This window comes from Ciceribacter sichuanensis, from assembly GCF_024055605.1.
Lineage (GTDB): Bacteria > Pseudomonadota > Alphaproteobacteria > Rhizobiales > Rhizobiaceae > Allorhizobium > Allorhizobium sichuanense.
Window position 1 is genome coordinate 418850 of record NZ_JAMXLX010000003.1, and the last position, 17548, is coordinate 436397.

Sequence of the window (17548 nt, forward strand, 5' to 3'; positions counted from 1 at the left end):
CAAGTGCTAATTTTAGCAGTAGCGGTATTATCTGGTCGGAACCGGGTGTTCGCCCCGATAATCATAAAATCCGCGCCCCGATTTGCGACCCAGCCAGCCCGCCTCCACGTATTTCACCAGCAGCGGGCACGGGCGATACTTGCTGTCAGCCAGCCCGTCATGCAGGACTTGCATGATCGACAGGCAGGTGTCGAGGCCGATGAAGTCTGCCAGCTGCAGCGGGCCCATGGGATGGTTGGCGCCAAGCTTCATGGCGGTGTCGATGGCCTCGACCGAGCCTACACCTTCATAAAGGGTGTAGATCGCCTCGTTGATCATCGGCAGGAGGATGCGGTTGACGATGAAGGCCGGGAAGTCTTCCGCAACGGTGATCGTCTTTTCGAGCGAGCGGACGAAGGTCTTGGCGGTTTCGAAGGTGCTCTCTTCGGTGGCGATGCCGCGAACGAGTTCGACGAGCTTCATCACCGGAACGGGATTCATGAAGTGGATGCCCATGAAGCGCTCCGGCCGGTCGGTGGCGGACGCAAGGCGCGTGATGGACAACGAGGAGGTGTTGGTGGCAAGCAGCGCTTCAGGCTTCAGGACCGGGCAGAGTTGCGCGAAGATCTTGCGCTTGACGGTCTCGTCTTCCGTTGCAGCCTCGATCACGAGGTCCATCGGCGCCATGTCGTTGATGTCGGTGGTGCCGCTGATCAGGGCGAGCGCTGCCTTCCGGTCCTCTTCCGAAAGCTTGCCGTTCGATACCTGGCGCGCCAGATTGCCGTTGATCGTGGCAAGCCCTGCCTCGATCCGCTCCTTGGCCAGATCGTAGATGGTGACCTTGTAGCCTGCCAGTGCTGCGACATGGGCGATGCCGCATCCCATCTGGCCCGCGCCTACGATGCCCACATTATCAAAAACCCTGGTCATGCCGTTCTCCTCACCTGAACTCGCATCGCCTGACGAAAATGCCGGGCCAACGTTACGGTTGGTCCGGCAAATTTAATAGCCCTGTGCGGGCGATTTTCCAGTCTTTTCGCGGTTGCGAAATAACGGGGTCTCAGAGCGCCTTTTCGAGCTCGGGAAGAGCTTCGAAGAGGTCTGCGACGAGGCCGTAGTCCGCAACCTGGAAGATCGGGGCTTCCTCGTCCTTGTTGATGGCGACGATGACCTTCGAGTCCTTCATGCCGGCGAGATGCTGGATGGCGCCGGAGATGCCGCAGGCGATGTAGAGCTGCGGAGCGACGACCTTGCCGGTCTGGCCGACCTGCCAGTCGTTCGGGGCATAGCCCGCATCGACTGCCGCGCGCGACGCGCCGACGGCAGCGCCGAGCTTGTCGGCGACCGGAAGGATCACTTCCTTGAACTTCTCCGAGGAGCCGAGCGCGCGGCCGCCGGAGATGATGATCTTCGCCGAGGTCAGTTCCGGACGCTCGGACGAAGACAGCGCATCCGAGACGAAGGTGGAAACGCCGGGGTTGGCAGCAGCAGCCACGGTCTCGACGGAAGCCGAGCCGCCTTCGGCAGCAGCGGCAAACGATGCGGTACGGACCGTGATCACCTTCTTGGCGTCGGAGGACTGGACGGTCTGGATGGCGTTGCCGGCATAGATCGGGCGCTTGAAGGTATCGGCGGAAACCACTTCGATGATTTCCGAGACCTGCATCACGTCGAGAAGGGCTGCAACGCGCGGCATGACGTTCTTGCCGACCGAAGTAGCGGGCGCGATGATGACGTCATAGGACGGCGCGAGCGAGACGATCAGTGCCGCAAGCGGTTCAGCCAGGTTGTTGGCGAGGCTTGCGTCATCGGCGACGAGCACCTTGGAAACGCCGGAGAGCTTTGCAGCGGCGTCGGCGGCGGCCTTGGCGCCCGAGCCTGCGACCAGCACATGAACGTCGCCGCCGATCCTGGTGGCTGCCGTCAGCGTCTTGGCGGTCTGGTCGGAGACGGTTGCGTTGTCGTGTTCTGCCAGAAGAAGAATGGCCATATCTTTGTTCTCCTTATCCCGTCCCGATTACAATACGCCGGCTTCGGTCTTGAGCTTTTCGACCAGTTCGGCGACGCTCTTGACCTTGATGCCTGCCTTGCGGCCGCCCGGTTCTTCGGTCTTCAGCACCTTGAGGCGCGCTGCGATGTCGATGCCGAAATCGGCAGGCGACTTCTTGTCGAGCGGCTTCTTCTTGGCCTTCATGATGTTCGGCAGCGAAGCATAGCGCGGTTCGTTGAGGCGAAGGTCGGTGGTGACGATGGCCGGAAGCTTGACGTTGATCGTCTGCAGACCGCCGTCGACCTCGCGGGTGACGTCGGCGGAGCCGTCCTTGATTTCGAGCTTGGAGGCAAACGTTGCCTGCGCCCAGCCGAGAAGAGCCGAAAGCATCTGGCCGACCTGGTTCGAATCGTCGTCGATGGCCTGCTTGCCGGTGATGACAAGGCCCGGAGCTTCCGCCTCGACCACACCCTTCAGGACCTTGGCGACTGCGAGCGGCTCGACGGTTTCCTCGGTCTCGACCAGGATCGCGCGGTCGGCGCCCATGGCGAGTGCGGTGCGCAGCGTTTCCTCAGCCTTGGCCGGGCCAACCGATACGACGACGACTTCCGAGGCCTTGCCGGCTTCCTTCAGGCGGAGTGCCTCCTCGACCGAGATTTCATCGAAGGGGTTCATCGACATCTTGACGTTTGCAAGCTCGACACCTGTGCCATCCGTCTTAACCCGGATCTTGACGTTGTAGTCCACAACGCGCTTGACGGTCACCAGTACTTTCATGACTTTCTTCCTTCATTGCCCTGCCTGAAAATGCCTCTTCAGACGGTCCTCCGATGGTCAATGGGCGACATGGATACGCATTTTTTTCGCAATTACAACGCTTGCTACAGCATCGATTCCGCTTAAAAACGATTAATTGACGTTTACGTTTACGTCAATATACGGAAATTTGTGATATTAACGGCCCCAGTGGACTGTTTGCCGGGGCGGGGAAGGTGGGGCCACAGGCGTGGTCAGCGGCGCGACCTGCCGGTGTTCCACGGCCTTGGGTGTCACGATCGTCCGGTCGAACAGGGGAACGCCGCGCCTGCGCATGAACACGACCAGCAGGGCGCCTGCGATGATGCCACCGACATGCGCACCCCAGGACACCTCTCCCTCGCCATCGATGGCGAGCATCGCGAATTGTTGTCCGATCCAGAAAAGGAGCGGCAGGAAAGCGGGGAGCGGCAGAGGAAAGCGGAAGAGCACGAGCACCCAGACGCGCACCTTCGGATGCAGCATCAGATAGGCCGCGACGACGCCTGAGACGGCGCCGGAGGCTCCGATCAGCGGGCTCTGGGATGTCGGGCCGACGAGGCCGTGAAATAGCGCACCGGCGGCCGCGCAGGCCAGATAGAACAGCAGGAAGCGCACATGGCCCAATGCGTCCTCGACATTATCGCCAAATACCCAGAGGAACAGCATATTGGAGCCGAGATGCATCAGGTTGCTGTGCAGGAAGGCATAGGTGATGAGCGTGGCATCCGGCGGCACGATGGCGAGCGAGGGATCGAGCGCCGCATAATCGAACACGACCGCGGGAATGAAGCCCAGTCCGTAGACGCTCGCCTGAATAACGGATTCCGGCACCAGCATGTTGGTGAAGGCGAAGACCAGCGCATTCGTCAGGATCAGACCGATCGTGACGTATTGCATCCGGATGTGCCTCAGGGAGTTGCGGTCATGCAGGGGAATGAACATCGCGCGCTCCCTGAGCCTGTTCAGCGGTTCTTGCCGGGAACCCAGAGAATGTCTGCTTTACCGCCGTCATTGGCGAAACGAGCCGCAACAAACAGGAAGTCCGACAGGCGGTTGATGTATTTGAGGGCCGGCGGATCGATGGTTTCCCCCTCGAAGCGCGACAGCTCGACCATGATCCGCTCCGCCCGCCGGGCGATCGTCCGGGCGAGATGCAGGTGAGCTGCAGCCTGGGTTCCGCCTGGCAGGATGAAGGATTTCAGCGGATCGAGGCCGGCATTCAACTGGTCGATTTCGCTTTCGATCCGGGTGACCTGCGCCTCGATCACACGAAGAGGTTCGTAGCTCAGGGTCTCGCCGGTGTCGGGCGCGGCCAGGTCCGCTCCGAGATCGAAGAGGTCGTTCTGGATCCTCAGGAGCATGGCGTGGAGTTCGGACAGGCCCTGGGTGTGCAGCCGGGCAACGCCGATTGCGGAATTTACCTCGTCGATGGTGCCGTAGGCATCCACGCGCAGGTCGTGCTTGAGCCGGCGGGGGCCGCTCACCAGCGCCGTGGTGCCGTCATCGCCGGTGCGGGTGTAGATCTTGTTGAGACGAACCATCGTCGTATTCTCCTATCGCCCGCCGCCGGTCAGCCAGAGCGTCAGCATGATGAGCGCAATGGCTATGGCCTGCAGAACGAGGCGCATCTGCATGAGCTTGTTCGAGGTGTTGCCGCTGCCGCCCTTCAGCATGTTGAAAAGCCCGCGCACGAGAACAAGCACGACGAGGCCCATGACGATCAGGGCGAGAACCGTGGTGAAACCGGACATGGTGTTTCTTCCTGACCCTTTTGTTGTTGCCTCAGTCCAGCGATCGCATCAATCGATAGAAGAGATCAGCCGGGAGCAGGCGCTTCAGGAATGCGCCCTGCCGGGCCGGCGTGGTGACGAGATAATGTGGCCGCGCCCGTTCGGCGGTCAAGGCGTGCTTGAGGACTTTGTAGACAGCGTCCGGGCCGAGCTTTTGCTTGTTGATGGGACCGGTGCCGTTCAGCCTCGCGAGCTGTCGCACGTATTCCTTTGCATGCGGGGAGCCCGCAAGGTCGATGTTCGCTTCGATCTGTTTCAGCGCGTTGGCGGTGAATCGGCTTTCGATCGGGCCGGGCTCGATCAGGCTCACCTGAATGCCGCTTCCCTCAAGCTCCATGCGCAGCGTGACAGTCAGCCCCTCCAGCGCATATTTCGAGGCGGTATAGGCACCCCGATAGCGATAGGGCAGCAGGCCGAGGATCGACGAGCACTGGACGATGCGGCCCGACCGGTTCGCCCGCATCAGCGGGATCACTCGGCGGGTCAGTTCGTGCCATCCGAAGACATTGGTTTCGAACTGCTGGCGAAGCACATCGGTCGAAAGGTCCTCGACCGCGCCGGGCTGGCCATAGGCGCCGTTGTTGAACAGCGCATCGATCCGCCCGCCGGTCCGGTCCGTCACTTCATCGACCAGCGCGGCGATGCTCGCATGGTCGGTATAGTCCATCAGCAGGGCCTCGATCCCCGCTTCTTCGAGCGAGGCAAGATCCTCATTGCGGCGAACCGTCGCAAAAACGCGCCAGCCATCTGCCCTCAGAGCCCTTGCACAATAGGCGCCGATGCCGGATGAGCAACCCGTCACGATGATGGTTCGAGCATTCGTCATGGAATGTTCCCTGTACAAATCCGACCCGGTTTCCCATATTCGCCGTGGGCTTACAATCGGCATACCGCGATCGAGGAGCATGGATGCGGGCTTTCCTGCACACTATCTACCGGGTCGGGTTCGACGCCTTCTATCACTTCACCGAGGATGATGGCTGGGCCATGGCGAGCCATGTGGCGCTATCCGCACTTCTGGCGGTGTTCCCTTTCCTGATCTTCGGGACGGCGCTTGCGACCTTCCTCGGCGCGGATCGTTTCGCCGAGACCGCAATCCACATCATTTTCGATACGTGGCCCGAGTCGATCTCCAAGCCGGTGTCCGACCAGATCGTACGGGTGCTGACGATCCCCCGTGGCGGGCTCCTGACGATCTCGGTGCTGGCTGCCGCCTACTTCGCCTCGAACGGGGTGGAGGCGCTTCGGGTTTCTCTCAACCGCGCCTACCGGGTGGCGGAGACGCGGCCCTGGTACATAACCCGCCTCGTCAGCCTTGGCTTTGTGCTCGGCGCGGTCGTTGTCCTGACCGTGATCAGCGCACTGCTCGTCGTCGTTCCTGTGGCGCTCGCCTTTGCCGAGAAGTGGTTTCCCTGGTTGAAGGAATGGCTCGCGACGATTTCGAACTGGCGCGTCTATGGCACGATCGGGCTGCTCGCCCTGGCGCTCCTGATCTTTCACATGAGCCTGCCTGCCGGCAACCGGCGCCTTCTCGACGTTATCCCCGGTGTCGTGCTGACGCTGGTGCTCTGGCTGATCGGCGCACTGGTCTTTGCCTATTACCTTGCGAGTTTTGCCAATTATGCGGCCATGTATGCCGGTCTCGCCTCGATCATGGTGGTGATCGTCTTTCTCTACATGGTTGCAGTCATCTTCATCATCGGCGCCGAGTTCAATGCTGCGCTGATGAAGTTCAACGTGCTGCCGTCGCGCGCGGCCGTCTCAAAGTCCGAGGAGCCGGCGGATCTCTTCTGACGTCCGGCCCGCTTTCCTGAGTTCGGCCAGCGCCGTATCCCCCTGGCTCTTGGAAAGCTTGCGCCCATCCTTGCCGAGGATCAGCCGGTGATGATGGTAGCGGGGCGCGGGCAGGCCAAGCAAGGTCTGCAGCAAGCGGTGGACCGAGGTTGCGTGAAAGAGATCGAGGCCACGCACCACATGGGTCACGCCCTGGGCCGCATCATCGACGGTCACGGATAGATGATAGCTGGACGGCGCATCCGAACGCCACAACACCACATCTCCCCATGCCGCGGGATCAGCGGCGATCTCGCCGGTTTCCCCGTCGCCTGTCTCTGTCCATGTGAGCGCTGTACCGATCGAGGCAATTGCGCTCTCCATGTCCAGCCGCCACCCATGACGTTCCCCAGAGGCGATGCGCTTCCGGCGAACCGAATCGGTAAGGAAACGGTCGTCCTCCGGATAATGCGGAGCGCCGTCGGGATCGCGTGGCCATGGCCGGTCTTGCTCTTCGGATTGCGCAGCGCGTGCCTTGACCTCGCCGCGGGTCATGAAGGCCGGATAGGCGAGACCTCGGGCGATGAGCTGATCAAGAGCTGCCCGATACTCATCAAGATGTTCCGATTGCCGGCGTACGGGCTCCTCCCACGCCAAACCCAGCCAGGTGAGATCGTCGTAGATCGCTGTTTCGAATTCGGGTGTGCAGCGACCGATGTCGATGTCTTCCATCCTCAACAGGAGTCGGCCTCCCGCTGCCTTCGCCATGTCGGCATTGATGAGCGCCGAAAGCGCGTGGCCGAGATGCAGGCGTCCGTTTGGGCTCGGGGCGAAGCGAAAGACGGGTTTTTGACGGGCAGGCGGGATCATGCTCTCTATCTTGCATGGAATGCGTCCCCAGGGAACGGGACTTCGACAAAGAGCGGACGGCAAGAGGCAGGCTGGACATGACGATTGTGACGCGGGCTGATCTCGATACCGGTCTGAATGAGCTTCTGGCTATCGATCCGCGTCTTGTTGCCATCGCCGGAGCCTGCGGCGCATTGCCGCTGAGGCTGTCGGAGCCGGGCTTTGCCGGCCTTGCTCACATCATTGTGTCGCAGATGGTGTCGCGCGCGAGCGCCGATGCGATCTGGCGGCGGATCGTTGCCGCCACCGGAGAAGCGATGACGCCGGAAGCTTATCTGGCGCTCGATCCGGCTGTCGTCGCCACACTCGGCCTTTCGCGAGCCAAGGCGGAGACACTGCACACCATGGCGGGCGCTGTGGCCTCCGGCGAACTCGATCTTGGCGAAATAGCGGCGCTCGAGGCCTCAAACGCAATCGCGAAACTCACTTCCTACAGGGGGATCGGCCTCTGGACGGCCGAGGTCTACCTGATGTTCTGCGGCGGTCATCCGGATGTCTTTCCAGTCGGGGACGTGGCGCTCCGCGTCGCCGTCGGGGACGTGTTCGGTTATGCGGAAAGGCCGGATTTCAAGGAGGTGAAGCGGGTGGCGGAAGTCTGGCAACCGTGGCGTTCGGTGGCTGCCCGACTGTTCTGGGCGCATTACGCATTGCGGACGGGCCGACAGGCGATTCCTGTCGATGTCCAGGCCCTTTCGTGATCTGCAAGAAGGGGCTTCACAATGCTGTAACAACGGACCTAATATAGATGGACAGGTGCCGAATCGCTCAGGAGAATGCCTTGACGATTGCAGTCTCACCCCAGTCCTTGCCGGCGCTCGTCCTGAATGCCGACTACAGGCCTCTAAGTTATTACCCCTTGTCGCTATGGTCCTGGCAGGACGCGATCAAGGCGGTCTTTCTTGACCGTGTGAACATTATCGCGGAATACGATCAGTCGGTTTGTTCCCCGAGTTTTTCGATGCGACTGCCGAGCGTCGTCAGCCTCAAGACCTACGTTCAACCCACCCGCAACCCGGCTTTCACCCGCTTCAATGTGTTCCTGCGTGATAAGTTCGAATGCCAGTATTGCGGGTCTGAAGACGACCTGACCTTCGACCACGTGATCCCGCGCGCCCATGGCGGCGAGACCACCTGGGAAAATGTGGTCGCGGCCTGCTCTCCCTGCAATCTCAGGAAGGGCAGCAAGCTGCCGAAACAGGCTTCGATGTTCCCCGCGCAAAAGCCATACCGGCCGTCAGTGCAGGACCTGCACAACAATGGCCGGCTTTTCCCGCCGAACTATCTGCACGACAGCTGGGTCGACTATCTCTACTGGGATTCCGAGCTGCAGCCGTAACCGGCTTCTATCCGTTTAGCCGCGCTTGCGGAGCACGGCCCACGCGGCAATTGTCGCAAGAACCGCGCTTGTGATGACATTCCAGCCTGCAAACGAGAGGCCGAGCACGCGCAGCGCCGCTTCCGTGCAGGATGGCCCCTTGGTTTCGTTCAGGGCTTCCAGCACATTGACCGGAGCTTCGCCGCCCGTCGCGCCCACGGCGCAGGTCGTCGGCCCTTCCCAGAACTTCCATTCGACGCCGGCGTGATAGGTGCCGAGCCCGATGCTGACGATCATCAGGAGTGCGATGATCGCGATGAGGCTGCGCGTAACGGCGGCGGGAAGGCGGAAGACTGACGAAAGCGTCGCCAGCGCACCGACGCCGACGCCGACGTAATACGGGTTGCGCTGCATCAGGCAGAGCGCGCAGGGAACATAACCGCCGATATGTTCGAAGCCGAGTGCCGAGCCGACGACCACGGCCATGCCAAGGGTCAGGACTGCGGCGATTGCCGCGTCGTTCTTGAGGTATGAGGCGGATGCGCTCATGTCGTCTTCCAGTTCTCAGGTCTAGAGTTTGTGCTTCGAATCGTTTGTTGTTTGCATGCCATTGTCACCAAGCCGCGCCAGATTTTGGCTCGACTGCCTTATCTGTTCATCGGCCACAGACTTAGACCCCGTAGCTGTCTGACCGCCTTAATGCAGGAAATAGCGATAGGCGACGTATAGCACGATCAGTGCGGCTGCGCCGACCATGGCAATCTGCCCCAGACGTTTTTCAATGAATTCCCGGATCGGTTCCCCATAGCGCTGCAGAAGCCATGCTAGCAGCAGGAAACGTCCGCCGCGGGCGACGATGGCGGAGACGATGAAGAGCCAGATGTTGATGTGCGCCACGCCCGAAAGGATCGTCACCACCTTGATCGGCGGCAGATGGGCGAGGCCGGAAGTCACCAGCAGCAGCAGGACCATCTCGTAGTTAACTGAGGTGCGCAGCCGCTCGAAGGCCTCGTACTTGCCGTAGAATTCGAGAATCGGCCGAGCGACCGTTTCGAAGGCGTAGTAGCCGAGGAACCAGCCGGCAATACCGCCAAGTACGGATGCGACAGTGGCGATTATCGCATAACGCCAGGCTTTCTGCGGCTTCGCAAGCGACATCGGCAGATAGAGCACATCCGCCGGAACTAGGAAAATCGAGCTCTCAATGAAGGCGATGACGGCGAGCCAACGTTCAGCCGACTTGCGTGCGGCGAGTGACATGGTCCAATCGTAGAGGCGACGTAGCATCAAGTATTTCCCGGTCTTTCGGTTGCTCGGTTTTATGCAAGCCTGCCTGACCTGTAAATGGGGCGTTTTGCGGTGCAGCACGCGGGAAGCAAACATTTGCGTGAAGTCGAGTAACCGGATGAAACCTTTTTCCGGTGAGATGGAACGGCAGCGGCCTGCCCGCCAAGTTCGCCCTTGCGCGGGTGCTCAGGCCCATGGTAGAGGCCGTTTCACTACCCTGCTTGCCCCATTGGCGGAACTGGTAGACGCGCTCGACTCAAAATCGAGTTCCGAAAGGAGTGCTGGTTCGATTCCGGCATGGGGCACCAACACCTTTTTAACGTATTGTTTTCGCTTAGATTTCTGGCGAAAAGTGTCCAAGAAATTCGTATGGCTGCGTTTTTCTGGACACTTTTGTTCTCGGTTTAGGCCTCCGGGTCGGCCTCTTCGTCTGCACCAAGAAACATGATTGCTTTGGCCGCCAGTCGCTTTTGATTGGCGGCTTTTGTGTATCTGGTGACTTCTTTCGAGGTCGCGTGGCCCGTCACTGACATGATTTCGTGTTCGGTCGCACCCCTGTTCGCAAGGCGCGTGGCGGACGCTTTTCTCAGGCCGTGGGCGGTGCAGTGGGGGAGGCCGGCTTCATCGCAGCGCTTACGGAACCACGAACCGAAACCATTCGCCGAGAACGGTTTGTTGAACTCTGTGACGAGGAACGCGAGGTCTCCGCATGGGCTGGCGTCGATGATCGTTCGAAGATCAGGGTGTATGGGAAGCTCCAGTCGGACCGGCTTGCGGTGCTTGTTCTTCTGCTGCGTGAATTTCAGCCATCCATCGGATACATGCTGCCGGCCGAAGAGAACGATGTCGCTGCGGCGTTGCCCGGTGTAAAGCATGAGGGCAAGCGCGAGGCGCGCCTTGGTGCCAATCGGATGCGCGGCCTCGAACTTCGCCACTTCATCGTCCCTCCAAGAATGAAATCCCTCGGTTTCGCTCTTGAAGTAGCCGACATCGCGCGCGGGGTTCGTCAGCGCAAGCTCTACATCCGGCTTCGTTGCGAACGAGAATACGGACCGCAGGGCTTTGACGCGACCATTGGCGGCTTCTGGCAACTCGGCCTTGCGGTCGCGCAGTGTTCGCACTGCCTTTGGAGACAGGGCAGAAATCGGCATGTCCTCGAACAGCTTTTCCGATCCGGGTTTGATCGGTTCGGCCCACATGTGTTCGATAATGCCCTTGCGGACGCGTTGCGTTCGTTTGTCGAGCTTCTTGTATTCCGCGCTCTGAAAATACTGTTCGCAAAGCCAGCGAAGTGTGCCCTTGGAAGACATCTTGGGACCGCCGTGCTTGTTCTTTGTTTCGCCGCTGAGTGCGGCATAGTAGGCCGCCTTGAATTCGTCGGTGCCCGGATGTCCCGGAAGCCGGATTTTCTTCTGGCCCTTTCTGCGGAAATAGAACCGCAGCACTCCATCCGTCCTGTCTTCAACGACGTATTTGTAAGGGCCTTTTCTCGGCATCAGACCTGCGTTTCCCAATCGTCTGTATCTTCCTCGCCTCCGCCCCCTGGCAGGCGCGTGAACGCCTTGTCGAGCGCGAAGCGATCCCAAATATTGCGAGCGTTCGCCTTCTTCGGTCTCGGCATTCTGCCATCGTCCGTCATTTCGTCAAACAAGCTCGTTGACACGCCGATGTAGGCGGCGGCCTGTTCGCGGTTCAAGCCGCGAGGCGGCAGGGAGACAGGAAGGACTTCCACTCGTTGCGCTTTCATCGCCCTACCTCCTCACATGCCATTGGTGGACCGCCGTTGTGGCCGATCATTCCGCGCTTGGCTTGCTCGCGGCGGATGGCGTTGCGCTTGCGGGTGACCATTTCCAGATGATCTGGGTTCGGGTTGACGCAAAGGCGGTTGCGGCAAACGTGGTCCAGTTCTTTCTTGCCCGGGATATAACCATGCTCGATGGTCCACATGGCGATGTGCACGGCGACCGTCTGACCGTCGAGTGACATTCGGGGGTAGCCTGCACCGCGCCCGGTATCGCCGGATGTCGGGCCGGTCCAGATCCAGCAGCCGGTTTCGAGGTCGATCCGGACGCGCGCCATGATCTTCGCGCGAATACGGTCACGGCGAGGGATTGTACTCATTGGGTTAGAACGAAATCAGAAGCGCGACCGCGACGGCCATGATGACGACGATTGCGCCGATGGTGGTTTGCAGGGCGCGGACTTCGCGCGCCAGATCGTGCATCTGGCCTCTGGTGACGGTCATAAGGGTGATGGGTGGCAAGGCTGATTCTCCAATCCGTTCGGGAAACCGCCTCCCGGCACATGGAGGCGGAAACCGGAGCGGATTGGGGTGTCAGGCCGCTTCGCGCTGCGAAAGCAGGTTGGCGCGGGTGCGGGCTTCCTCGCCGTATTCCTTGATCTGTGCGCGGGTGAAGCGGTTGGCGATCTGGTCTTCCGTGCAGCCTTCGCCCAGGCGCAACATCTCGTCGGCCATGTCGCTGATGATCTGCTTTTCTGCTTTCGAACGTTCGTTCATTCCGGGGTGTCCCTGGTTGCTTTCCCGACCGTTCTCGCCGCTGGTAGGGGGGGGCTCCGGCGGCGGGCTCTCGGCCATCCCGCCTGGGAGGATGGGACGGGATGTATAGATATTGCCAAATAGGCAAAATCGGTCAAGAGGAAATTTGCCTATTTGGCAATATTTGACCATGATGCTTTGGCGAAAGTTGGCAAATATGCGCTCTCATGTAGCAAGCGCACCAACCCCATAAACATCCTAGTTGCAATGTGACAACCACTCCGCTTAACGTTGATTTATGGGCGTTAAAGGGGACCGTATGAGGGAAACAATCAACCTGTATATTGACCTTGAAGAAGGCAAACTTGCCGACTTGGAGGTTGTTGCGAGGGCAAGCATTGCTTTTGCCGAAGCTGTTAAGGAAATCGCTTACATCGTGGACCCCTCTCTTTCGATCCGCCTCGAAATAGAGAGCGGAACGGAGGGAAGCCTTAGTATCAACTCCGTAATAAAGACCATAAAAGACACCGTAGTCGATAAGGTCACAGCAAAGGTAATCATCTACCTTATTCTTGGTTGGTTTGCGAAGGAAACCGCCTCAACCGTTTGGGCAATGATCGTTGAGGATGCGATCAAGTCTGAACCGCAGCTATCGGACCAAGATGCTGAAAAGGTTGCAAAGAAGGTACAGGAACTCCTAGACGCCAAGGTTGGCGAGCGGAAAGCCGCCGAAGTGGTCAAGCAGCTTGAGAAGGACAAGGCTGTCAAAGGTGTTGGCGTCGGCGTCGTCAAGGGTGCCAGGCCGCACGTGGTGGTGCCGCGAGATAAGTTCTCTGACTTTTACAAAGAGAAGCAAATAGAGGAAGTCGCAAAAGAGCGCACTACGCGAGAGCGCATGACGCTGACGATCATCAGTCCTGTCTTGCAAGAGAACCACAACAAGTGGCGGTTCCTTTCACGCCATGGCATGATAAGCGCCGATGTCGCAGACGAAGCCTTTGTCGCCTCTCTTGTAAGAGGCGAAATCATGGTCCCCATGAAAGGCGGAATAATGATCTTGGCCGAAGTCGACAATAAAGAGAAATTTGTTGATGGCGTTTGGGTCGTTCAGGGCCGGACAATCACCCATGTTGTATCGATAGATACCGGCGGGACCCAAACCGACCTATTTCCTAAAGACTGAAAGCCACAGAATACCAATGGCGGCGGCCCCAGCGGCATATGTCGGCAGCGCGCCGAAATGAGCTTTCGCAAGCTCAAGCGAGGCTATCACAGCAATTGATATTGCTGCGTAAATCGCCAGCCGAAAAAGCACTTTGGCATTCTGCATCAGATAAACATAGAAGAAACGCTTATTGTTGTCAAGCTTCTCAAGCGAAATTCTGTGGTATATTTCAATATATAAAGCTTATTTCGAATATTTACTTCCTTACCATCTGTATTAAGACTTTTTAGTCTGTTTGAACGTGGGGATATTTAATTTATATTCTCTTAATTTCTGTCTTTAACGCATTGGATGTTATCATTTCTCCATCAGTATTTTCTGTAATGTATCAACTATAAGGGAAACTAGTCAGGCCGCTGCTGCGCCGTAATCGCGCTCCGTGAGCGTCATCAGCCCTTCGGCCTTCATAGACCGGAGGGCTTTGCTTACGCGCCTGGTGAGCTATCCAGAAAACGCTAGTGGCCGTTGGTCATTTTCTGCAGCATGCGGTGTCTGGTTGAAGCGCTGTGTTTTCGCCACTGCCCGCTGCGGATGACAGACTGAATTGCTGCAACCCAAGTCAACTTGACGCCTCGGATCGGCGGCGCATTGTGGCTTTCAAGATCGAACGTGCCGGCCTCCGCTCCTTTCAAGACGCGCTTCAAGTATCGGTGGCCGGTGGCTGTTTTCACCGCGGCTTCCCATCCTAGAACGTCATCAATCGAAACGCCCTGGCGCCAGCAAATAATGATGTCGCCGTCGTCATAGCGCGGCCATTGTGATTCGCCGTGAACCTCGAAGGCGACGGCATCTTCTGGAATGGGGAATGGCGTCTCGATCTCGTAGAGCCCTTCAGGCGGAACCTGTTCATCTTCCGGCAAAATCTCTGCTCCAGCACCGATGCGCCCCATGACCGGGACGATATTCCGCTTCGTGGTGTTCTCGACTGCAAGGATTTCCTGCGGAGATACTCCAAGTGCTGAAGCAAAGAGATTAAGATTTTTCACACTCAGGTTGCGACCGCCCGTTTCCAGCCGTTGCGTGTAGGACACCGACAAATCGACTGCCGCAGCAAGATCCTCAATTGTCATGCCTTTTGCGGATCGCAGTTCGTGAATACGATTGGGATAGTTTTTGTCCATATGGCAAATTCTCTCGATTTGCGGACAAGCACCACGGCCATATAGGCAAAAATACGCTTGACCAAATTTTGCCTATTTGGCAAGTTCCGGCGCTATGGACGCGCTGAGCAAATATCTCGCCGAAAACGAACTCAACTTATCGACCTTTGCGAGCAGCATTGGCCGATCTCCCAGTACGTTGACCCGCGCTCTCGCGGGACAGCGCGATCCAAGCATTGAACTCGCTCGGGATGTCTCGCGAGGTACCGGTGGCAAGGTCTCTGCACTGCAATTCCTTGCAGCATGCCTCAGCAGTCGGGAAGCCGCCGAATGACAGGCTATCTCGTCGTTTCTGCATGCGGGCCTCCGTGGTCTGCTTGACTCTCTGACGTTACGCCTCCGGGCCGCGTCCTTCACCGAAAGATTTTCCGAAACAATTTCCTTGATTTCCGGGGAGGGTTTTGTGCGTCCAACGAACGAGCATGAACGTCGCGACCTGAAGGCCATCTGCAACCGGGCTCTCCGGCAGGTCGGCGCTTCGAACTTCGTCAACGATACCCGCGTGAGCGAGGGCCATCTTTCCAGATATGGCGGGCTGGCTGACGTTGATTACATGCCCATCGACGTGGTGGCCGATCTGGAACGGGTCGTTGGCTATCCGCTGGTTTCCGAACATTTGGCGGGGCTCTCCGGCTTCGCGCTGGTTCCGGTTTCGGGCAGCGCTCGCACACCCGACATGGAGGATGTCGCCCGCCTCGCGACGACCAAGGGCGCGCTGGTCTCGGCGTTCATCAAGGCGCTGCTCGACAGCCGGTTTGATGCCCATGAAGTGCGTGAACTCCTGCCGGTTCTCGATGATGCGATTGCACAGATGCAGGACTTGCGGCGCGGATTGCAGGGGGTCGGCAAGTGACCGGTTCTCCTCTCTCCATGCCCATCATGCCGCCCGGCGGTCGCGGGTTTATCGCATCGTTGCGGGTGGCCGGCGGTCGCCTGCTTCTCAATCCGCAGAACCGGGCGATTGCGGCGAAATGCCATGCCCTCGGGTTCTGCCATGTCTCCGACGATGGATCGGCACGGCTGACCGGTCTCGGGCAGGCCTATCTTGATCGCATTGCGAGGGTTGAGTGATGGCGGGCTATGCATCTGTAAAGCTGCCCAAGCCCGGCCCAAACGCACTGGAGCTCGTGCGCGCGGCGGTGCGCGACGGGCAGGTGAGGACCGAAGACCCCAAGCAAGTGACTGCTGCCTGCAAGGCGAATGGCAACGGCTATTTGGAGCGCGATCCGAAAGACGGAAAGCTCTGGTTCCCGACCGACCGGGCGCGGGAAATGCTGGCGATGCTGGACGCGCTTGCCGCAGCCGATGAAGGTCCCGCATCGCCGCAGGCGCGCACCGACGTGGTGGCGGCATCGGTCGCGGACACTTCCGGTCTGGTGGAAACCGTGCAGCGTGCGCGTGCGCTGTTCGACGAAGGCGACATCATGAATGCGCGGATCGTTGCAGGCGTCGCTTATGCGCAGGCGAAGACGGCAGCGTATTTTGCCGAGCAGATCGGCGCGACCGAACGGCTGGTTACCAAGGCTCGGGAAATGCAGGCGGAAGCCCTGCGGATCGAATCCTGGGCGAAGATACTGATTGCCGACAAGTGGGACGAGGCGGAAGCGGCAGGGCAGACTTTCAAAGGCCGACCGAAAAGCGTTCCAAACGAGAACGCTTTTACTGCGGAGCAGGCGGGGCTTTCGCGCAAGGAAATCCATGACGCCCGCAAGCTGGCACTTGCTGAAAAAACGTCGCCCGGTCTTGTCGAGCGCTTCATTCAGGCGCGATTGACGGAAGGGCTGGAGCCGACACGCGCGAGCCTCAGGAAGGCGACGGGTGCCGCCATCGGAACCAAGTCCGCAACCAAGGAAGAGAAGGGCGATCAGCTTTACGAGACGCCCGCAGAGGCGACACGCACCCTGCTCGCGCTGGAGGCTTTTTCTTCCACGTTCAAGGAACCTGCGGTTGGACGCGGCGCAATCCTGAGAGTGATGGAGGATGCCGGTTACGACGCTGTGATCGCCGATCTTCGCGACCGTGGGACAGCAACGCAATACGGCGAAGCTCAACAGGTCGGTGATTTCCTGACGTCCGAGCCCGGCGATACAGTCGGGATGGATATCGTCACAAACCCGCCCTATGGCGATGTGGCGAACGCCTTTCTTGCGCACGCGCTTCAGGTTCACCGGCCGCGCAAGATGGCCGCGCTTCTCAACCTCAATTTCCAGTGCGGGTTTGACGATCCTGATCGCCGATTCCTGATGGACGAGAACCCGCCATCCCGCGTTTATGTGTTTACGCGGCGCTTGCCGATGATGCACCGGGACGGCTGGACCGGCCCGCAGGCCAGCAGCCAGATGAATACGATGTGGGTGGTGTGGGAGCGGAACGACGACGGCTCCTATGGCTCGGGCGATGGCTCGTGGAAGACGATCCGCGTCGATTGGGAGAAATACCAGACGGTCCCGGCATTGGTTCCCGGCGATGGCAACCATGCCGCGCCGATGATCTTTGCGGACGTGGACCCTGAGGAAGATTTCACGCGGGAGACACCGCGCCGGTCGCTCGATGAGCGTGTGGGCGACGAATGGGAGCGGGCGGAAGAATGGGTGCGCCAGCGGCCGGACGGGTTTGCCCGTTTCGAGATGCGGCAGGCGTTGGGTTTACGGACTTCGACCGTCGATGCGCTGATTTCCGGAATGCTGGAACGGGGGATCGTATCGCCGGGTGATGGGGAATTGCTGGCTCTGGCCGATCTCCCGCCCGCCACTGCGGGCATGATGTCGGGCGATGCGGCTGGCTACCTTCCTGACGTGACGGTTGGCGGGGGTGCTGCGTGATGA

General features: G+C 59.5%; 23 protein-coding genes and 1 tRNA gene. 8 read left to right on the forward strand and 16 right to left on the reverse strand.

Annotation, left to right across the window (positions count from 1 at the left end; all coding sequences use genetic code 11):
- Positions 1 to 27: 27 nt before the first annotated feature.
- From NBH21_RS12610 to NBH21_RS12640, 7 genes are all read right to left on the reverse strand, one after another.
- Positions 28 to 909 carry a 3-hydroxybutyryl-CoA dehydrogenase gene (locus NBH21_RS12610; protein WP_250913372.1) on the reverse strand — a complete coding sequence of 294 codons (882 nt, stop codon included), beginning with the start codon at positions 907 to 909 and terminating at the stop codon, positions 28 to 30.
- Between the two features lie 130 nt (positions 910 to 1039).
- Entirely contained in the window at positions 1040 to 1969 is a 930-nt protein-coding gene (locus NBH21_RS12615; RefSeq protein WP_250913371.1) for an electron transfer flavoprotein subunit alpha/FixB family protein, read from the reverse strand.
- 27 nt (positions 1970 to 1996) lie between these two features.
- A complete protein-coding gene (locus tag NBH21_RS12620; RefSeq protein WP_250913370.1) occupies positions 1997 to 2746 on the reverse strand; it encodes an electron transfer flavoprotein subunit beta/FixA family protein in 750 nt (249 codons plus the stop codon).
- A gap of 177 nt (positions 2747 to 2923) precedes the next feature.
- Complete coding sequence (locus NBH21_RS12625; RefSeq protein WP_250913369.1) at positions 2924 to 3709, reverse strand: rhomboid family intramembrane serine protease; 786 nt, start codon at positions 3707 to 3709, stop codon at positions 2924 to 2926.
- A gap of 20 nt (positions 3710 to 3729) precedes the next feature.
- Positions 3730 to 4308 carry a cob(I)yrinic acid a,c-diamide adenosyltransferase gene (locus NBH21_RS12630; protein ID WP_250913368.1) on the reverse strand — a complete coding sequence of 193 codons (579 nt, stop codon included), beginning with the start codon at positions 4306 to 4308 and terminating at the stop codon, positions 3730 to 3732.
- 12 nt (positions 4309 to 4320) lie between these two features.
- On the reverse strand, positions 4321 to 4518 hold the full coding sequence (locus NBH21_RS12635; RefSeq protein ID WP_099059458.1) for a twin transmembrane helix small protein: 198 nt from the start codon (positions 4516 to 4518) through the stop codon (positions 4321 to 4323).
- Between the two features lie 31 nt (positions 4519 to 4549).
- Complete coding sequence (locus NBH21_RS12640) at positions 4550 to 5383, reverse strand: SDR family oxidoreductase (protein ID WP_250913367.1); 834 nt, start codon at positions 5381 to 5383, stop codon at positions 4550 to 4552.
- 83 nt (positions 5384 to 5466) lie between these two features.
- Between NBH21_RS12640 and NBH21_RS12645 the strand changes: the two genes are divergently transcribed.
- Positions 5467 to 6351 carry a YihY/virulence factor BrkB family protein gene (locus NBH21_RS12645; protein WP_250913366.1) on the forward strand — a complete coding sequence of 295 codons (885 nt, stop codon included), beginning with the start codon at positions 5467 to 5469 and terminating at the stop codon, positions 6349 to 6351.
- On the opposite strand, the gene gluQRS is transcribed toward NBH21_RS12645, so the two are convergent.
- Positions 6319 to 7200, reverse strand: a complete 882-nt coding sequence (gene gluQRS, locus NBH21_RS12650; RefSeq protein ID WP_250913365.1) for a tRNA glutamyl-Q(34) synthetase GluQRS — start codon at positions 7198 to 7200, stop codon at positions 6319 to 6321. The two genes, NBH21_RS12645 and gluQRS, sit on opposite strands and share 33 nt — an antisense overlap.
- Positions 7201 to 7277: 77 nt before the next feature.
- On the opposite strand from gluQRS, the gene NBH21_RS12655 reads away from it, so the two are divergent.
- Both NBH21_RS12655 and NBH21_RS12660 read left to right on the forward strand, forming a co-directional pair.
- Positions 7278 to 7937 (forward strand): DNA-3-methyladenine glycosylase family protein, encoded by a 660-nt coding sequence (locus tag NBH21_RS12655; RefSeq protein ID WP_250913364.1) that lies wholly within the window; start codon positions 7278 to 7280, stop codon positions 7935 to 7937.
- Positions 7938 to 8017: 80 nt separating this feature from the next.
- Positions 8018 to 8575, forward strand: coding sequence for an HNH endonuclease (locus tag NBH21_RS12660; RefSeq protein WP_250913363.1), 558 nt, complete (start codon positions 8018 to 8020; stop codon positions 8573 to 8575).
- Between the two features lie 15 nt (positions 8576 to 8590).
- On the opposite strand, the gene NBH21_RS12665 is transcribed toward NBH21_RS12660, so the two are convergent.
- Both NBH21_RS12665 and NBH21_RS12670 read right to left on the reverse strand, forming a co-directional pair.
- Complete coding sequence (locus NBH21_RS12665; RefSeq protein ID WP_250913362.1) at positions 8591 to 9103, reverse strand: disulfide bond formation protein B; 513 nt, start codon at positions 9101 to 9103, stop codon at positions 8591 to 8593.
- Positions 9104 to 9250: 147 nt separating this feature from the next.
- Complete coding sequence (locus NBH21_RS12670; RefSeq protein WP_250913361.1) at positions 9251 to 9841, reverse strand: YqaA family protein; 591 nt, start codon at positions 9839 to 9841, stop codon at positions 9251 to 9253.
- A gap of 223 nt (positions 9842 to 10064) precedes the next feature.
- Here NBH21_RS12670 and NBH21_RS12675 point away from each other — a divergent pair.
- Positions 10065 to 10149, forward strand: a tRNA-Leu gene (locus tag NBH21_RS12675).
- Between the two features lie 96 nt (positions 10150 to 10245).
- Here NBH21_RS12675 and NBH21_RS12680 read toward each other — a convergent pair.
- The 5 genes from NBH21_RS12680 to NBH21_RS12700 all read right to left on the reverse strand — a co-directional run bounded on the left by NBH21_RS12680 (position 10246) and on the right by NBH21_RS12700 (position 12359).
- Positions 10246 to 11337, reverse strand: coding sequence for a tyrosine-type recombinase/integrase (locus tag NBH21_RS12680; RefSeq protein ID WP_250913360.1), 1092 nt, complete (start codon positions 11335 to 11337; stop codon positions 10246 to 10248).
- Positions 11337 to 11588: a hypothetical protein gene (locus tag NBH21_RS12685; RefSeq protein WP_250913359.1), complete on the reverse strand. Its 252-nt coding sequence runs from the start codon at positions 11586 to 11588 to the stop codon at positions 11337 to 11339. The genes NBH21_RS12680 and NBH21_RS12685 overlap by 1 nt, the downstream gene beginning before the upstream one ends.
- The gene (locus NBH21_RS12690) at positions 11585 to 11962 is read right to left on the reverse strand and encodes an HNH endonuclease signature motif containing protein (RefSeq protein WP_250913358.1); all 378 of its coding nucleotides are present in this window, start codon (positions 11960 to 11962) and stop codon (positions 11585 to 11587) included. Before NBH21_RS12690 ends, NBH21_RS12685 begins: the two co-directional genes overlap by 4 nt.
- Positions 11963 to 11966: 4 nt before the next feature.
- Positions 11967 to 12104 (reverse strand): hypothetical protein, encoded by a 138-nt coding sequence (locus NBH21_RS12695; protein ID WP_250913357.1) that lies wholly within the window; start codon positions 12102 to 12104, stop codon positions 11967 to 11969.
- A 72-nt stretch (positions 12105 to 12176) separates the two neighbouring features.
- On the reverse strand, positions 12177 to 12359 hold the full coding sequence (locus tag NBH21_RS12700; RefSeq protein ID WP_250913356.1) for a hypothetical protein: 183 nt from the start codon (positions 12357 to 12359) through the stop codon (positions 12177 to 12179).
- A gap of 298 nt (positions 12360 to 12657) precedes the next feature.
- Here NBH21_RS12700 and NBH21_RS12705 point away from each other — a divergent pair, with 298 nt between their 5' ends.
- Positions 12658 to 13521: an LAPAL motif-containing putative phage structural protein gene (locus NBH21_RS12705; RefSeq protein ID WP_250913355.1), complete on the forward strand. Its 864-nt coding sequence runs from the start codon at positions 12658 to 12660 to the stop codon at positions 13519 to 13521.
- Between the two features lie 497 nt (positions 13522 to 14018).
- Here the strand turns inward: NBH21_RS12705 and NBH21_RS12710 are convergent, their stop codons facing one another.
- Positions 14019 to 14684, reverse strand: coding sequence for an XRE family transcriptional regulator (locus NBH21_RS12710; RefSeq protein ID WP_250913354.1), 666 nt, complete (start codon positions 14682 to 14684; stop codon positions 14019 to 14021).
- Positions 14685 to 15126: 442 nt separating this feature from the next.
- Between NBH21_RS12710 and NBH21_RS12715 the strand changes: the two genes are divergently transcribed.
- The 3 genes from NBH21_RS12715 to NBH21_RS12725 are packed head-to-tail and all read left to right on the forward strand — an operon-like array spanning position 15127 to position 17545.
- Positions 15127 to 15576: a hypothetical protein gene (locus NBH21_RS12715; protein ID WP_250913353.1), complete on the forward strand. Its 450-nt coding sequence runs from the start codon at positions 15127 to 15129 to the stop codon at positions 15574 to 15576.
- The gene (locus NBH21_RS12720) at positions 15573 to 15794 is read left to right on the forward strand and encodes a hypothetical protein (protein WP_250913352.1); all 222 of its coding nucleotides are present in this window, start codon (positions 15573 to 15575) and stop codon (positions 15792 to 15794) included. Before NBH21_RS12715 ends, NBH21_RS12720 begins: the two co-directional genes overlap by 4 nt.
- Positions 15794 to 17545 (forward strand): SAM-dependent methyltransferase, encoded by a 1752-nt coding sequence (locus tag NBH21_RS12725; protein ID WP_250913351.1) that lies wholly within the window; start codon positions 15794 to 15796, stop codon positions 17543 to 17545. Before NBH21_RS12720 ends, NBH21_RS12725 begins: the two co-directional genes overlap by 1 nt.
- Positions 17546 to 17548: the final 3 nt, after the last annotated feature.

Excerpts from the sequence above, each read along its gene's own strand:
- NBH21_RS12610 (WP_250913372.1), bottom strand. The coding sequence starts at position 909 with ATGACCAGGGTTTTTGATAATGTGGGCATCGTAGGCGCGGGCCAGATG.
- NBH21_RS12615 (WP_250913371.1), bottom strand. The coding sequence starts at position 1,969 with ATGGCCATTCTTCTTCTGGCAGAACACGACAACGCAACCGTCTCCGAC.
- NBH21_RS12620 (WP_250913370.1), bottom strand. The coding sequence starts at position 2,746 with ATGAAAGTACTGGTGACCGTCAAGCGCGTTGTGGACTACAACGTCAAG.
- NBH21_RS12625 (WP_250913369.1), bottom strand. The coding sequence starts at position 3,709 with ATGTTCATTCCCCTGCATGACCGCAACTCCCTGAGGCACATCCGGATG.
- NBH21_RS12630 (WP_250913368.1), bottom strand. The coding sequence starts at position 4,308 with ATGGTTCGTCTCAACAAGATCTACACCCGCACCGGCGATGACGGCACC.
- NBH21_RS12635 (WP_099059458.1), bottom strand. The coding sequence starts at position 4,518 with ATGTCCGGTTTCACCACGGTTCTCGCCCTGATCGTCATGGGCCTCGTC.
- NBH21_RS12640 (WP_250913367.1), bottom strand. The coding sequence starts at position 5,383 with ATGACGAATGCTCGAACCATCATCGTGACGGGTTGCTCATCCGGCATC.
- NBH21_RS12645 (WP_250913366.1), top strand. The coding sequence starts at position 5,467 with ATGCGGGCTTTCCTGCACACTATCTACCGGGTCGGGTTCGACGCCTTC.
- gluQRS (WP_250913365.1), bottom strand. The coding sequence starts at position 7,200 with ATGATCCCGCCTGCCCGTCAAAAACCCGTCTTTCGCTTCGCCCCGAGC.
- NBH21_RS12655 (WP_250913364.1), top strand. The coding sequence starts at position 7,278 with ATGACGATTGTGACGCGGGCTGATCTCGATACCGGTCTGAATGAGCTT.
- NBH21_RS12665 (WP_250913362.1), bottom strand. The coding sequence starts at position 9,103 with ATGAGCGCATCCGCCTCATACCTCAAGAACGACGCGGCAATCGCCGCA.
- NBH21_RS12670 (WP_250913361.1), bottom strand. The coding sequence starts at position 9,841 with ATGCTACGTCGCCTCTACGATTGGACCATGTCACTCGCCGCACGCAAG.
- NBH21_RS12680 (WP_250913360.1), bottom strand. The coding sequence starts at position 11,337 with ATGCCGAGAAAAGGCCCTTACAAATACGTCGTTGAAGACAGGACGGAT.
- NBH21_RS12685 (WP_250913359.1), bottom strand. The coding sequence starts at position 11,588 with ATGAAAGCGCAACGAGTGGAAGTCCTTCCTGTCTCCCTGCCGCCTCGC.
- NBH21_RS12690 (WP_250913358.1), bottom strand. The coding sequence starts at position 11,962 with ATGAGTACAATCCCTCGCCGTGACCGTATTCGCGCGAAGATCATGGCG.
- NBH21_RS12700 (WP_250913356.1), bottom strand. The coding sequence starts at position 12,359 with ATGAACGAACGTTCGAAAGCAGAAAAGCAGATCATCAGCGACATGGCC.
- NBH21_RS12705 (WP_250913355.1), top strand. The coding sequence starts at position 12,658 with ATGAGGGAAACAATCAACCTGTATATTGACCTTGAAGAAGGCAAACTT.
- NBH21_RS12710 (WP_250913354.1), bottom strand. The coding sequence starts at position 14,684 with ATGGACAAAAACTATCCCAATCGTATTCACGAACTGCGATCCGCAAAA.
- NBH21_RS12725 (WP_250913351.1), top strand. The coding sequence starts at position 15,794 with ATGGCGGGCTATGCATCTGTAAAGCTGCCCAAGCCCGGCCCAAACGCA.